This window comes from Curtobacterium sp. Curtsp22 (assembly GCF_059492135.1).
Genome location: NZ_CP168519.1, coordinates 74,089 through 87,526 on the forward strand (window position 1 = coordinate 74,089; position 13,438 = coordinate 87,526).

At 71.8% G+C, this 13,438-nt stretch carries 11 protein-coding genes; 4 read left to right on the top strand and 7 right to left on the bottom strand.

Annotated features, from left to right (window positions below; all coding sequences use genetic code 11):
- Positions 1-30: 30 nt before the first annotated feature.
- The 3 genes from ACEN8D_RS00360 to ACEN8D_RS00370 all read right to left on the bottom strand — a co-directional run bounded on the left by ACEN8D_RS00360 (position 31) and on the right by ACEN8D_RS00370 (position 4,026).
- Positions 31-864 (bottom strand): hypothetical protein, encoded by an 834-nt coding sequence (locus ACEN8D_RS00360; RefSeq protein WP_413399408.1) that lies wholly within the window; start codon positions 862-864, stop codon positions 31-33.
- A 166-nt stretch (positions 865-1,030) separates the two neighbouring features.
- Complete coding sequence (locus ACEN8D_RS00365) at positions 1,031-2,929, bottom strand: hypothetical protein (RefSeq protein ID WP_413398429.1); 1,899 nt, start codon at positions 2,927-2,929, stop codon at positions 1,031-1,033.
- 194 nt (positions 2,930-3,123) lie between these two features.
- Positions 3,124-4,026 (bottom strand): LysR family transcriptional regulator, encoded by a 903-nt coding sequence (locus tag ACEN8D_RS00370; protein WP_070418601.1) that lies wholly within the window; start codon positions 4,024-4,026, stop codon positions 3,124-3,126.
- 81 nt (positions 4,027-4,107) lie between these two features.
- On the opposite strand from ACEN8D_RS00370, the gene ACEN8D_RS00375 reads away from it, so the two are divergent.
- On the top strand, positions 4,108-7,569 hold the full coding sequence (locus ACEN8D_RS00375; protein ID WP_413398428.1) for a proline dehydrogenase family protein: 3,462 nt from the start codon (positions 4,108-4,110) through the stop codon (positions 7,567-7,569).
- Between the two features lie 286 nt (positions 7,570-7,855).
- On the opposite strand, the gene ACEN8D_RS00380 is transcribed toward ACEN8D_RS00375, so the two are convergent.
- Positions 7,856-8,080 (bottom strand): hypothetical protein, encoded by a 225-nt coding sequence (locus tag ACEN8D_RS00380; RefSeq protein ID WP_413398427.1) that lies wholly within the window; start codon positions 8,078-8,080, stop codon positions 7,856-7,858.
- Positions 8,081-8,194: 114 nt separating this feature from the next.
- Here ACEN8D_RS00380 and ACEN8D_RS00385 point away from each other — a divergent pair, with 114 nt between their 5' ends.
- Entirely contained in the window at positions 8,195-8,635 is a 441-nt protein-coding gene (locus ACEN8D_RS00385) for a VOC family protein (RefSeq protein ID WP_070418603.1), read from the top strand.
- Positions 8,636-8,654: 19 nt separating this feature from the next.
- The gene (locus tag ACEN8D_RS00390; RefSeq protein ID WP_309779231.1) at positions 8,655-8,804 is read left to right on the top strand and encodes a hypothetical protein; all 150 of its coding nucleotides are present in this window, start codon (positions 8,655-8,657) and stop codon (positions 8,802-8,804) included.
- Here the strand turns inward: ACEN8D_RS00390 and ACEN8D_RS00395 are convergent.
- Both ACEN8D_RS00395 and ACEN8D_RS00400 read right to left on the bottom strand, forming a co-directional pair.
- Entirely contained in the window at positions 8,792-9,238 is a 447-nt protein-coding gene (locus ACEN8D_RS00395; RefSeq protein ID WP_309779232.1) for an acyl-CoA thioesterase, read from the bottom strand. The genes ACEN8D_RS00390 and ACEN8D_RS00395 overlap by 13 nt on opposite strands.
- On the bottom strand, positions 9,235-9,810 hold the full coding sequence (locus ACEN8D_RS00400; protein ID WP_413398426.1) for a QsdR family transcriptional regulator: 576 nt from the start codon (positions 9,808-9,810) through the stop codon (positions 9,235-9,237). The genes ACEN8D_RS00395 and ACEN8D_RS00400 overlap by 4 nt, the downstream gene beginning before the upstream one ends.
- Positions 9,811-9,856: 46 nt before the next feature.
- Here ACEN8D_RS00400 and ACEN8D_RS00405 point away from each other — a divergent pair, with 46 nt between their 5' ends.
- On the top strand, positions 9,857-11,050 hold the full coding sequence (locus tag ACEN8D_RS00405; protein WP_413398425.1) for an acyl-CoA dehydrogenase family protein: 1,194 nt from the start codon (positions 9,857-9,859) through the stop codon (positions 11,048-11,050).
- A gap of 217 nt (positions 11,051-11,267) precedes the next feature.
- On the opposite strand, the gene ACEN8D_RS00410 is transcribed toward ACEN8D_RS00405, so the two are convergent.
- A complete protein-coding gene (locus ACEN8D_RS00410; protein ID WP_413398424.1) occupies positions 11,268-13,379 on the bottom strand; it encodes a S9 family peptidase in 2,112 nt (703 codons plus the stop codon).
- Positions 13,380-13,438: the final 59 nt, after the last annotated feature.

Below are 13,438 nucleotides of genomic sequence, written 5' to 3' on the forward strand. Positions count from 1 at the left end.
GCGCGCCACCCGCGGCTCCCCGTGGTCGACTCAGTGCGCGGCGTGCGCCACCGAGACCGTGAACGACGTGTGCGCGTGCTCCTGGGTCACGGTGAGGCGGTGCGACCACGCACCGCTGATCGTGATCGTGTCCTGGGCGCCGGTCCGGGTGACGTGGTCCGACGTGACGTTGCTCGTGACCGTGGACACGTCGCCGCCCTCGTCGGGAGCCTTGATGACGTTGCCCTCGGCGTCGACCGCGACCCCGGTGACGATGAGCTGCTCGAGCCGGACCGCCGGGACGGTCTTGACGACCGTCGCCTTGCTCGTGGGGGTCAGCCGCTGCCGGATGACACCGTTCGGCGCGATGTACCAGATCGGCGCGGTCGTGTTCGGCTGCGAGACGTACGTCCGCACGCCGACTGCCGCCCCCGGGCGCACGGTGAGCTGCACGTACGCGTGGGCCTCGACGCCGTTGCGGAGGGCGACGACCTGGAAGTCCCAGATACCGCTCTCGACCCCCGTGCCGGACAGGACGCCGGTGTTCGTGTTCACCGAGAAGTGGTCGGACGCGCGCGGCGAGTCCGGTGTCAGCCCGGCCGGCTCGTCCATCGCGTAGGCGACCGACCCCGCCTTCGCGTTGGTGGTGAAGGTGTACGCGAACGCCTTCCCCGCGGTCGCGGTCAGCGCGATCGGGTGGGCGGCGGACGAGCTCTGCGTGAAGGCGAGCGGCGCGGGCGTCGCCGCGGCGTGCTGGCTCGTGACCGCAGTGCTGGCGGATGCGGCGTCGACGCCGAGGACGGCGGTCGAACCGGCTGCGGCGACGGCGACCGCGACGGCGGTGACGAGGGCCGCGCGACGGCGCGACGAAGTGGTGGTGTTCATGAGATCCCCTGGTCGTTCTGTGCAGGGCGGCGATCCGCTCCTGTCAGCGACGACGGTACGACCGCAGGCGTCCCCGGGGCATTCCGGTTCACTCAGGCGGGCCGGGGGTGACGGGAGGCGCGGTGCCATCTGGCACCGCGCCTCCCGTCCATCAGGTGGTCGCGGCTCAGGCGCGACGGCGACGCAGCCGGTGCACCAGCAGACCGCCGCCGGCGGTGAGCAGTCCGAGCGCCCAGGCGAGGGGACCCGAGGTCTCCGCGCCGGTGTAGGCGAGACGGCCGGAGCCGGTGTTCGTGGTGGCTCCCGCCGTCGCCGCGGTCGGGGTGACGTCGAACCGGATGTCCTGCGTGCGGTTCTGGTACGCGACGGTCACGATGTGCGGCGAGGCGTGCTCGAACGTGACCCAGGTCGCGGCGGTGCTCGGGTCGTAGGTGATCCGGTCACTCGCGACGTCGCTCGTGATGGTCAGGTCGTCGTGGTCGGCGACCGCGTTCCCGTAGGCGTCCACCGGCACCGCGAGCACGAGCATGCGCTGCCCCTGTCGTGCGGGGACCGCGTCGACGACCTCGGAACCGCCGTTCGGGGTGATGTGCGTGATCGTGTCGCCGTCGACCGACCAGGTCTCCGACTCCGGGTCCCGGTCGGACGGCAGGACCGCGACGACGAGCTTCGCGAAGGCCGCGGGCGAGACGGTGACCTCGACGTTCGCGACGGCCTCCTGCCCGCCGCTCGTCGCGACGACCTGGAAGCGGAACGACGTCGCCGCCGTGCCGGTCCCGGTCAGCACGCCCGTGGTCGGGTCGATGGCGAGGTCGAGCCCGTTCCGGGCGTACGTGTCGTCGAAGGGCTCGCCCTGGACCCCGCGGAGCTCGTAGCGGAGGTCCGACGGGTCGGTCGCTCCCGACACGTCGAACGTCCGCGTGAACTGCTCGCCCGCGGTCGGGGCGATGGCGATCGGGGCGTCGGCGGACGACGGGTCGACGAACGCGAACGGCTCGTCGGTGACCACGACCGTGAAGGACGTGGACACGCCGCCCTCGGAGACGGTCACCGTGCGGGTGCCCGCCTCGGTGAAGGTCACGAGGTTCGCACCCGCCGGGTCCCACACCGCACGGTCGGACGCCACGGTGCTCGTGACGGTCGACCGGGGGTAGTCGTCGTCCTGGTCGCTCCCGGTCACGCGGTTGCCGTAGGCGTCGACCGCGAGACCAGCCAGGGAGAGGGTCGTCCCGGTCGCGACGGGGACGTCGGAGACGACGCGGACTCGTCCCTTGCCGACTGCTTCCTCCCAGATCGTGCCGTCCGGCTCGACCTGCCACAGGCCGGAGGACTGCTGCGCGGAGACCGAGAAGGTGACGCCGACCGGGGCACCGGGCTTCACCGTGAGCTCGACGTACTCGACGGCGGTCTCGGAGCCGCTCGTGGCGATGACCTGGAACGTGTAGGTCCGCAGGGCGTACCGAGGTGACCCGGACAGCGTGCCGGTGGTCCCGTCGAACGAGAAGTCGCTGTTGAAGTCGCCCTGGCCGATCACCGGGCTGCCGTTCGCGCCGCGCACCTTGTACGTCACGGTGCCCGCCCCGCCCTTCGCGGTGAACGTCCGGGACACGGTGTCGCCCACCGTCGCGGTGAGGACCAGCGGGGCGTCGGCGCTCGTGCCCTCGGGGAAGGCGAGGGCCGCGGCGGCGGACTGCTCCGGAGCCTCCTCGGCCGGCGCGCTCGCCGCGGGTGCGATGGCGGGAGCGGACGGCTCCGGTGCTGCTGTCGGGTCCGTGGTCGGGTCGGACGTCGGGGCCGGCTCGGGCGACTCGGCGGGGTCGTCGGTGACCACGGGGGGAGTCGTCCCCGTCTCGTCGGCGGTGGCCGACGTCGGGTCGCTCGCCGCGCCTCCCGAGCCGTCGGACGTGCCGGTCGTGACGGTGGTGGCGGGCGTGAGCGGTGTCGGAGCCTCGTCGGCCATCGCGCTCGTCGCGCCGATGCCGAACGCCGAGGAGGCGGTGACGATGGCGACGGCTGCGCCGATGGCGGCGCCGCGTCGGACACTGGCGGTGCAGGACTGCTTCATGGGATCCCCCTGGATGCTGTGCGGGGCACCGGGAGGTGCCCTCATCCTGGAGGTGTCGCGGCGCCGACGATCCTGACGTCCCGGTACGTCTCGGTCCGGTAACGACGACGGAGCGACCGGTCGGTCGCGCTCGGGTCGGCCGCGCTCGAGTCGGTCGCGCTCGGGTCAGTCGCGCTCGGGTGAGTCGCCGACGGTCAGTCGCCGACGGTCGCGGCAGCGCGCTCGAGGGCCGAGCGGAGGGCGCGGACCGCCGGCGACGAGGACCCGGCCGCGCGGACCACCGTGAAGATCGTCCGCCGCGGGTGCTCCGGCAGCTCGACCAACCGGCACGTCGTGGTCCGGCCCGTCCACATGAGGTCCGGCATGAGGCTCGCGGCGTTGCCGGACTCGACGAGCCGGATCTGCGTCTGCAGGTCGGCGGTCTCGTACCGCACGTCGGGCTCGAAGCCCCAGCGACGGCAGACCTGCTCGGCGAAGTGCCGCGACGCGGTCCCTCGAGGCTCCATAACCCACGGCAGCGCCGCGGCGTCCTCGATCGACGACACCGGCGCGAGGGCCGTGTCGACCGGGGGCAGCGCCAACCGGACGGCGTCGGTCGTGAGGTCCTCGCGCTGCAGTCCGGGGAGCCGCGGTGCCGCGTGCGCCGGGTACTGCTCGGCGATGACCATGTCGAAGTCCCGGATCCACGTCTCGTGCAGTGCGGTCTCCGGCTCGCGCTGCACCATCTCGATGCGGACGTCCGGGTGCTCGGTCGCCATCGCGTGCAGGGCGTTCGGCATCAGGGCGAGCGCCGCGGACTGGAACACCGCCACCCGGATCCGACCCTGCACGGTCGGCATGGTCTCCTCGACCTCGGACTGCGCCCGCTCGAGGACGTCGAGCACATGCCCCGCGGCCTGGACGAGCACCTCGGCCTGCGGGGTGAGCTGGAGCCGCCGTCCGGCCTTGCGGAGCAGGGGCACGCCGGCCTCGCGTTCCAGGGCGGAGAGCTGCTGCGAGACGGCCGACGGCGTGAAGTTCACGGCCTCGGCCACGGCGGCGATCGTGCCACGGATCGAGAGCTCCCGGAGGAGGACCAGGCGGCGGACGTCGAGCATGCTGACACTTTAGTGTCGCTGATGGGTATCCGTCACGAAACGTTGCTTCCGCTTCAGCATGGCGGGCTCCACACTGATGCCATGACGACCCTGCACGAGCACCCCGCCACCGACCACGACGCCCTCGCGGACCAGTCCGTCGCGCTCGTGCGACAGTGGCTCGCCGAAGCCGAGACCTACCCGGTCGACGGCTCGGCGAAGCAACTCGCCGGAGTGCTCGCCGACCCCGCCGGCCTCGACTTCGCCGTCGGCTTCGTCGACGGCGTCGTCCGCCCCGAGGACCTCGGCGTCGCCGCACGCAAGCTCCGTGCGATCGCGCCCGGTGCGCCCGGCTTCCTCCCCGCCGCGCTCCGCGGGCTCGTCCGACTCGGCGGCGGGATGGCACCGGCACTGCCCGGCGTCGTCGTCCCGATCGCCCGCCGCGTGCTCCGCGACATGGTCGGCCACCTCATCGTCGATGCGACCGACGCCAAGCTCGGGCCGGCGATCGCGAAGATCAAGCGCGACGGCGTCCGACTCAACGTCAACCTGCTCGGCGAGGCCGTCCTCGGCGAGGGCGAAGCAGCCCGCCGCCTCGAGGGCACGCACAAGCTCCTCGCCCGCGGCGACGTCGACTACGTGTCGATCAAGGTCTCCTCCACCGTGCACCCGCACTCCCCGTGGGCGTTCGACCACGCGGTCGAGGACATCATCGCCAAGCTCCGCCCGCTGTTCCGCCGGGCCGCGTCGGCGTCCCCGGCGAAGTTCATCAACCTCGACATGGAGGAGTACAAGGACCTCGACCTCACCATCGCGGTCTTCACGAAGCTCCTCGACGAGCCGGAGTTCCTCGGCCTCGAAGCCGGCATCGTGCTCCAGGCGTACCTGCCCGACGCGCTCGCCGCGATGGAGCACCTGCAGGAGTGGTCCGCCGCCCGCCGTGCCCGCGGCGGTGCCGGCATCAAGGTCCGCCTCGTCAAGGGCGCCAACCTGCCGATGGAGCAGGTCGAGGCGTCGGTGCACGGCTGGCCGCTCGCCACCTGGCACACCAAGCAGGACTCCGACACCAACTACAAGCGCGTGCTCGACTGGGCGCTGACGCCGTCGCGCATCGAGAACGTCCGCGTCGGGGTCGCCGGCCACAACCTCTTCGACGTCGCGCACGCCTGGCTGCTCGCCGGGGAGCGCGGCGTCCGGGACGGCATCGAGTTCGAGATGCTGCTCGGCATGGCGCAGGGGCAGGCTTCTGCGGTCAAGAACACCGTCGGATCGCTCCTGCTCTACACGCCCGTCGTGCACCCGCAGGAGTTCGACGTTGCGATCGCCTACCTGATCCGCCGCCTCGAGGAAGGCGCGTCGCAGGAGAACTTCATGTCCGCGGTGTTCTCCCTCGTGTCCTCGCCCGCCCTGTTCGCCCGCGAGGAGGAGCGTTTCCGCACGTCGCTCGCCCCCCTCGCACTGCCCGGTGGGCTCGACGCCCCCGCATCGCACCGCGTCGCGGACCGCTACGCAGCCGTCGGTCGCCCCGGCCCGGGGCACTTCGAGAACACGCCGGACAGCGACCCGTCGGTCGCCGCGGTGCGGTCGTGGGGTGCGGCGATCACGGACCGGGTCGCGTCGTCGACGCTCGGCGTCCGTGCCGTCCAGGAGGCGCGGGTCGACTCCGCCACGGCGCTCGACACCGCGCTCGGTCGCGTCCGGGAAGCCGGTGCCGTCTGGGGGACCTGGTCCGGTGCCGCGCGTGGCGCGGTACTCCACGCCGTCGGCGACGCACTCGAGGCGAACCGCGCAGCCCTCGTCGAGGTGATGGCGTCGGAGACCGGCAAGACCATCGACCAGGCCGACCCCGAGGTGTCCGAGGCGATCGACTTCGCGCACTTCTACGGTTCGCTCGCGTCCGAGCTCGACGAGGTCGACGGCGCGTCCTTCACCCCCGCCGCCCTCACGCTCGTCGCGCCGCCGTGGAACTTCCCGGTCGCGATCCCCGCCGGGTCCACCCTCGCCGCGCTCGCCGCCGGGTCCGCCGTCGTGCTGAAGCCCGCGCCGCCCGCCGAGCGCTCCGGTGCCGTCCTCGCGTCGATCATCGAGACCGCGCTCGACGCCATGGGCGCCCCGGCCGACGTGCTCGCGTTCCTGCAGGTGTCGGAGAACGACCTCGGGCAGCAGCTCGTCGCGTCCCCGCTCGTCGACCGGGTGATCCTCACCGGGGCGTACGAGACCGCTTCGCTGTTCCGGTCCTTCCGGCCCGACCTGCCGCTGCTCGCCGAGACCTCGGGCAAGAACGCGATCATCGTCACCCCGTCCGCCGACCTCGACCTGGCCGTGAAGGACGTCGTCGCCTCGGCCTTCGGGCACGCGGGGCAGAAGTGCTCGGCCGCGTCCCTCGTCGTGCTCGTCGGCTCCGTCGCCACCTCGCGGCGCTTCCGGTCGCAGCTCATCGACGCGGTGTCGTCGCTGACCGTCGGTTACCCGACCGACCCCACCACGCAGATGGGCCCGGTCATCGAACCCGCCGCCGGCAAGCTCCTCGACGGCCTGACGACGCTCGGAGCGGGGGAGTCGTGGGCCGTGCAGCCCGCGAAGCTCGACGACTCCGGCATGCTCTGGAGCCCCGGCGTCCGTGACGGTGTCCGCCGCGGGTCGGCCTTCCACCGCACGGAGTACTTCGGGCCGATCCTCGGCATCATGACCGCTCGCACGCTGGACGAGGCGATCGACATCGTCAACGAGGTCGACTACGGCCTGACCTCGGGCCTGCACTCCCTCGACCGCGCCGAGATCGGCACCTGGCTCGGGCGCATCGAGGCGGGCAACCTCTACGTCAACCGTGGCATCACGGGCGCGATCGTCCGCCGCCAGCCGTTCGGCGGGTGGAAGAAGTCGGCCGTCGGTGCCGGGACGAAGGCCGGTGGACTGAACTACCTGCTCGGGCTCGGTTCGTGGGCGCCTGCTCCGGCCGTGTCCGGTTCGTCTCCGTCGTCTGCGGTCGCCGCGTTCGTCCGTGCCGCGGGTGTGACGTCGCCGTCGCTCGACCGGGCCGTGGCGTCCGACGAACAGGCGTGGGCGTCGCTGTTCGGCACTGCGAACGACGTGTCCGCGCTGACGGCGGAACGGAACATCGCGCGGTACCTGCCGTACCCGGCGGTTCGGGTGCGCCTGGCTGCCTCTGCCTCCGATGACGGGGTCGCCGATCTGGTCCGCGTCGTCGCGGCGTCCGTCCGCGCCGGCACCACGATCGACGTCTCGACCGTGTCGACCCTGCCGTCCGGTGTCGCATCGGCCGTCCGGGCGCTGCCGAACGTCCGGTCGCTGACGCAGTCGCACTCCGACGCGGCGTTCGCCTCGGCGGTGGCGAGTGGTCCGTCCGGGCGCGTGCGGCTCATCGGCGGCGACACGTCGGCGCTGTACACGGCGATCGGTGGGCGGCCTGACGTGGCCGTGTACGGGGAGCCGGTGACCGAGGCCGGGCGCCTCGAGGTCCTGCCGTTCGTGCGGGAGCAGGCGGTGTCGATCACGGCGCACCGCTTCGGCACCCCGAACCACCTGACGGACGACCTGATCTAGCGCGCCGCCGCCGCACTCGGTCGTCGTGCGGGCGATCTCGCTTCGAACCACGGAACCGACATCGAACCAGGGCACCGGCCTGCTTCGATGTCGGATTCGTGGTTCGACGCGGCGCGCTGTCCGGTGGCCGCACGGCCGGGGCGTCCGGTCAGGTGGGGCGCGGTGCGTCGGCCCGGCGGCGCGTCGACTGCGGCGCACAACCAAAGCGCTCCCGAACTACGCGAAACCTCGGTTCGGGAGCGCTTCGGTTGTTCAGGGACGATCCGCGCCGGGCGGCGTCAGGCGGTCACGGGCCCCGGTGCAGGAGCAGCTCGATCAGGGTCAGGCCGGGACCCACGATGAAGAGGCAGCCGATCACCCGGATGAAGCCCGGCGTGATGATCGAGGCCGCCCAGCGGTCGCCCTGCAGCTGTTCCAGCTTCCGGCCCCACCCGGCGAACTGCTTCGGGAACACGAGCAGCACGACGCCGTACGCCATGAGGACGATCGAGATCCAGAACCATGAGCCCACGGGTCGACCCTACGGCTGTCCGGTGGCCGCACGGCCGGGGCGTCCGGTCAGGTGGGGCGCGTTGCGTCAGGGTGGTGCCGGACCATGCCGGCGCCTTGCCTGAGGAGCACTCCCGTGACCGAACCGTTCGCCCGACCCACCGCACTCGCCCACGTCCGCGTGACCGTGACCGACATCCACCGCAGCAAGGCCTTCTACCAGCAGCTGCTCGGCACCGACCCGGCGATCGACTTCAGCGACCAGGTCGACGAGCCGGGCGTCCGCGAGGACCGGGAGCGCTTCTATGGCGGCAGCGTCTTCCGTCTCGGCGACCAGGTGTTCGGGCTCCGTCCAGTGGCGCCGGCGGGGCAGCGGTTCGACTCGGAGACGGTCGGCCTCGACCACGTGAGCTTCGTCGTCGGGTCGGTGGACGAACTCCACGAGGCGGCCGCGCGACTCGACGCGGCCGGGGTGGAGCACGGCGAGGTGACTGACCTCGGTGACGCGGGCATGGTCATCCTGTCGGTGCAGGACCCCGACGACATCAACCTCGAGCTGGCGGCTCTGAAGGGCTGACGCGAGCTATCCTCGACGCATGCGCATCGTGCGGGTCATCGGCCGGGGGATCGGCTTCGTGCTGTCGACCATCGTGAAGGTGATCGGCACGCGCAACGGCCACGACTCGGCCGGTGACGACCTCGCGGTGCGGCTCAACAACCCCCGCCGCGAGGACTACCGCCCCTGAGGCTCGTTCGCCGCCATGGTCATCGTGGCGGTGACGAGCTCGCGCAGGTCGTCCGGGAGGGGGATCGGCCGACGGGCGCCCTCGCGGTCGATGATGACGTGCGCGAACTCCCCGGTCGCGAGCAGCGCGCCGTCGGACTGCCGGAACAGGCCGAACTCCCACGACAGGCTCGTGTTCCCGAGGTGCTTCGACCGCATCCCGACCTCGATGACGTCGGGCCACACCGCCGACTCGACGAACCGGCAGCTCGACGACACGAGCACCGCGATCCACTCGGACGCAAACGGGTCGAGGCCGGCTTCCTCGCGGAACCAGTAGGTGGCCGCGTTGTCCATCGCGCTGTAGTAGATCGTGTTGTTCACGTGCCCGAACATGTCGTTGTCGTTCCACCGGGTGGGGTAGAGCCGGACGAAGGGGTAGTCGGCGATGGTCATCGGGCTCCTGTCATGGTCGGTCGGAGGACGTACTCGAACGTCGCTCGGGCGCGCTCGGGGTCCGGCGTCTCGCCGGAGATGAGGTCGGCGTACGTGAAGGACTCCGAGATCCGGACGAGCAGCCGTGCCAGCTCCTCGGCGGAGAGTGGCGTCGGGTCGAACGCACCGGCGACGCGTTGCTCCTCGACGAGGGCGGTGACCCGGCAGACGAAGCGGCTCTGCACGTCGCTCTCGGAGGTGGTCAGCAGCCGGAGCGCCCGTGCTGGTTCGCGGGTGAGGAACGACCGGAAGTAGGGCGCGTCGATCAGGTCCGCCGTGAACCGGTCGAGGACGTCGACGATGCGCGCCGCTCCGGCGGGAGCAGCCGCTGCGGCGGCGGCGTCGAACGTCGGCACGGCCAGTGACCAGAGGATCTCGGACAGCAACCGGTCACGGTTGCCCACCCACCGGAACAGCGATGTGCGGTCCACGCCGAGCGAGGTGGCGAGCGCGCCCATGTCGATGCGTGAGCCGGCGATGAAGGTGTGTCGCGCCTCCCGGAACGCGCGCAGCGCAGAATCCGATGTGTACACGCGCGCCTCCCTTGCAACGTTTCCCAGAATGATGCACGATCAGTGTATGTCACTGACGACGGCCATCCCCGCGCTCCTCGAGTCCGACTTCTACCGGTTCCAGGAGGGGTTGACCGACCAGGAGCGCGAGTCACTCGGACGGCTGCGCACGTACCTCGAGTCCGACGTGCGCCCGATCGCGGACGAGTACTGGGCGCGCGCCGAGTTCCCGATGCAGGTGATCAAGCCGCTGTCCGAGCTCGGCATGTACGGGCCGGGAATCTCGCTCGTCCGGCAGTTCGAGAACTCGGCCGTGTACCGCGGGTGGGCGGCGCTCGAGCTCGGGCGTGTGGACGCCAGCGTCGCGACGTTCATCGGCGTGCAGTCCGGCCTGGCGATGAACTCGATCGCGGTGGCGGGCAGCGACGAGCAGCAGCAGGAGTGGTTGCCGCGGATGGCCTCCGGCGAGCTCGTCGGGGCGTTCGGGCTGACCGAGCCGCTGTCCGGCAGCGACTCGGCTCGGGGGCTCCGTACGACGGCCCGGCGCGAGGGCGACACGTGGGTGCTCGACGGCGAGAAGCGCTGGATCGGCAACGCGACCTTCGCGGACGTCGTCGTGATCTGGGCGAAGGACGTCGCCGACGGTCAGGTGAAGGGCTTCCTCGTCACGACGGACACGCCGGGGTTCACGGCGACGAAGATCGAGGACAAGATCGCACTCCGCGGGGTGCAGAACGCCGACATCGTCATGACCGGCGTCCGGGTGCCGGAGTCCCGACGGCTGCAGCACGCCGACTCGTTCCGCGCGACCGCCGAAGTGCTCCGCCTGACCCGCACCGAGGTGGCGTGGCAGGCGATCGGCATCGCGGTCGGTGCCTACGAGGCCGCGCTCGACTACGCCCGTTCCCGCGTGCAGTTCGGCAAGCCGATCGCAGCGCACCAGATGGTGCAGGACCTGCTCGTGAAGTCCCTCGCGAACATCACCGCGTCGATCGCACTGTGCACGCAGGCGTCGGCGATGCAGGACGCCGGCACCGGGGCAGACGAGCACTCGGCGATGGCGAAGGCGTTCGCGACGGCGAAGATGCGCGAGACCGTGGGGTGGTGCCGCGAGGTGCAGGGCGGCAACGGGATCGTGCTCGAGAAGGGTGTCGCGCGGTTCTTCGCCGACGCCGAGGCGATCTACTCGTACGAGGGGACGCGCGAGGTGAACACGCTCATCGTGGGGCGGGCGATCACGGGGCAGGCTGCGTTCGTCTGAAGGGCGGGCCGGGCTGGGCCGCGGCGGGGTTGGGCGGCGGCGGGAGCGTTCGGGTGCCGCTGCGGAACGACACGATCGTTGTCGTACGACAGCGACGATGTCGCTCGTTGCGCGTGCAACGGTTGCGGGCGCGCGGGGGCGACATCGCCGATGTCGTACGACAGCGACGATGTCGTTCCGGCTCGGCGCCCTCCCACTGACGCCGCGCGCCGGCGCGCTACCCGAGCAACTCCGGCCGCCGCCACTCGCCCCCGAGCACGTGCTGCTCGAGGAACGCGAACACCGTCTCGTACCAGACCACCGAGTGCTGCGGCTTGAGCACCCAGTGGTTCTCGTCCGGGAAGTACAGGAACCGGTGCGGCATCGTCCCGTCGGCCGCCGCGTGGTGCTCCGCCAACTCCGACCAGAGACGCAGCCCCTCGCCGATCGGCACCCGGTAGTCCTTGTCGCCGTGGATCACGAGCATCGGTGACGTGATGTCCGCGACGAACCGGTGCGGGTCGTTCTCGTGCAGCCCGGTCTCGTCGAAGATCGACTGCCAGTACTGGGACATGTCCGTCGTGCCGTTGAACTGGTCGAGCGCCCACAGGCTCGCGTGCGTGACGATCGCCCGGAACCGGTCGGTGTGCCCGGCGACCCAGTTCGCCATGTAGCCGCCGAAGGACCCGCCCATCGCAGCCGTCCGGGTCTCGTCGACGTCGTCACGGGCGACGACCGCGTCGGTGATCGCCATGAGGTCGGTGAACGGCGCCTGCCCCCACGCGTTCCAGCCGCGGTTGATGAAGTCGAGTCCGTACCCGGTCGACAGTGCCGGGTCCGGCAGCAGCACGGCGTACCCGCGGGCCGCCGCGAGCTGCGGGTTCCACCGCCAGGACCACTGGTTCCACGAGTTGAGCGGACCGCCGTGGATCCAGAGCAGCAGCGGATGCGGGGCGGTGCCGGCATCGTCGTTCGGCAGGAGGAGCCAGCCGCGGACGCGGGAGCCGTCGGCCGCGGTCGTCTCGACCTCTTCGAGGTGGCCGGGCACCTCGGGCAGCGGCGCCGGGGTCGCCAGGGTCGTCACGGTGCCGTCGGCCTCGATCCGGACGGGGTGCAGCGGCGCGGCCCAGGAGGCACGGAGCGCCACCACGGTCCCGCTCACCGCCGCCACGCGCAGGCTCGAGTACGCCCAGTCGTCGTGGGTGAGCTGTTCGACGGCGCCGCCGTCGAGCGGGAGCCGGAACACCGGTGCGCGACCGTCGTGGTCCGCCGTCGCCAGGAGCGCACCGTCGTCGTGCGCGAACACGAGCTCGTTCGGCCAACGGTCCCACTCGGCCGCGATCCGCCGTGCGTCGGACAGCGTGGACCCGTCGAGCCGGGCGATCCAGATCTCCTGCTCGGTCGCACCGCGGGGTGTGAACCGCTCGGTCCGGACCCATGCCAGCGTCCGGCCGTCGTGGCTGATCGTCGGCATCTCGTGGTCGACATCGGGGTCGTCGAGCAGAACGGTGCGCGTGCCCGTCGCGACGTCGAACGCGACGATCGTCGAACGGGACCCGCGGGCTTCCTGCACGCCGACCGTGGCGACGACGACCGAGCCGTCGGGCGTGAGGACCCCGTCGACGTGTTCGAGCGATCGCCCCGGAGCGGGGGTGAGGTCGGTGAGCGCGGGGAGGTGCGCCGGGTAGGACGGTCCGGCATCGTCATCGGAGGGATCGGCGGCGGTCGCTGACGGTGTGGTCGCCTGCTCCTGCAGCGTCCGGAGGTCGAGCGTCAGCACGTGCGTCTCGTCGGGGCCGAGGTCGTGGTCCCAGAACCGGACCGGGTACGTCTCGTGCAGGATCGCCTGCACCTTCCGGTCCTTCCGGCGTCCGCGCAGCTCGGCGTCGACGGCGACCACACCGGTCCGGTCCGTGCCGGCACCCGGCAGCAGCCCGGCCGTGACCGCGACCGTGTCCGCGTGCGACGCGGTGCCGAGGACGCCACCGACCCCGCCCGGGAGCTTCGTGACCGGTCGTGCCTCACCACCGGCGGCGGGCAGGACCCAGAGCTGTGCGGCGTCGCTGTCCTTGTCGCCGTCGCCGTCGGGGCGGCCGGAGACGAACAGCAGGTCACCGGTGCGCGTGAACGAGACGCCGCCTTCGCCCTTGGCCGAGCGCGTCAGGCGCACCGGAGCGGCCGCAGCGTCCGCCGTTCCGGGAACCGCCCAGACCGACCGTCGGTAGCCCGTGCCGTCGGCATCGAGCACGCTGACGGTCAGCGCGACCCGGGAGCCGTCCGGACTCACCGCGATCCCGTCCACGCGGGGGAGGGCTGTGTACTGGTCGAGGTCCGAGAACGGCGTCGTCATGCACCCACGCTAGCGGCGCTCCCGGAACCCGACACGGTCACCCGGCGGTCTGTGGAGAA

Bases quoted from the DNA above. Each gene is read 5' to 3' on its own strand.
- ACEN8D_RS00360 (WP_413399408.1), bottom strand. From the start codon at position 864: ATGAACACCACCACTTCGTCGCGCCGTCGCGCGGCCCTCGTCACCGCC.
- ACEN8D_RS00365 (WP_413398429.1), bottom strand. From the start codon at position 2,929: ATGAAGCAGTCCTGCACCGCCAGTGTCCGACGCGGCGCCGCCATCGGC.
- ACEN8D_RS00370 (WP_070418601.1), bottom strand. From the start codon at position 4,026: ATGCTCGACGTCCGCCGCCTGGTCCTCCTCCGGGAGCTCTCGATCCGT.
- ACEN8D_RS00375 (WP_413398428.1), top strand. From the start codon at position 4,108: ATGACGACCCTGCACGAGCACCCCGCCACCGACCACGACGCCCTCGCG.
- ACEN8D_RS00390 (WP_309779231.1), top strand. From the start codon at position 8,655: ATGCGCATCGTGCGGGTCATCGGCCGGGGGATCGGCTTCGTGCTGTCG.
- ACEN8D_RS00395 (WP_309779232.1), bottom strand. From the start codon at position 9,238: ATGACCATCGCCGACTACCCCTTCGTCCGGCTCTACCCCACCCGGTGG.
- ACEN8D_RS00405 (WP_413398425.1), top strand. From the start codon at position 9,857: ATGTCACTGACGACGGCCATCCCCGCGCTCCTCGAGTCCGACTTCTAC.
- ACEN8D_RS00410 (WP_413398424.1), bottom strand. From the start codon at position 13,379: ATGACGACGCCGTTCTCGGACCTCGACCAGTACACAGCCCTCCCCCGC.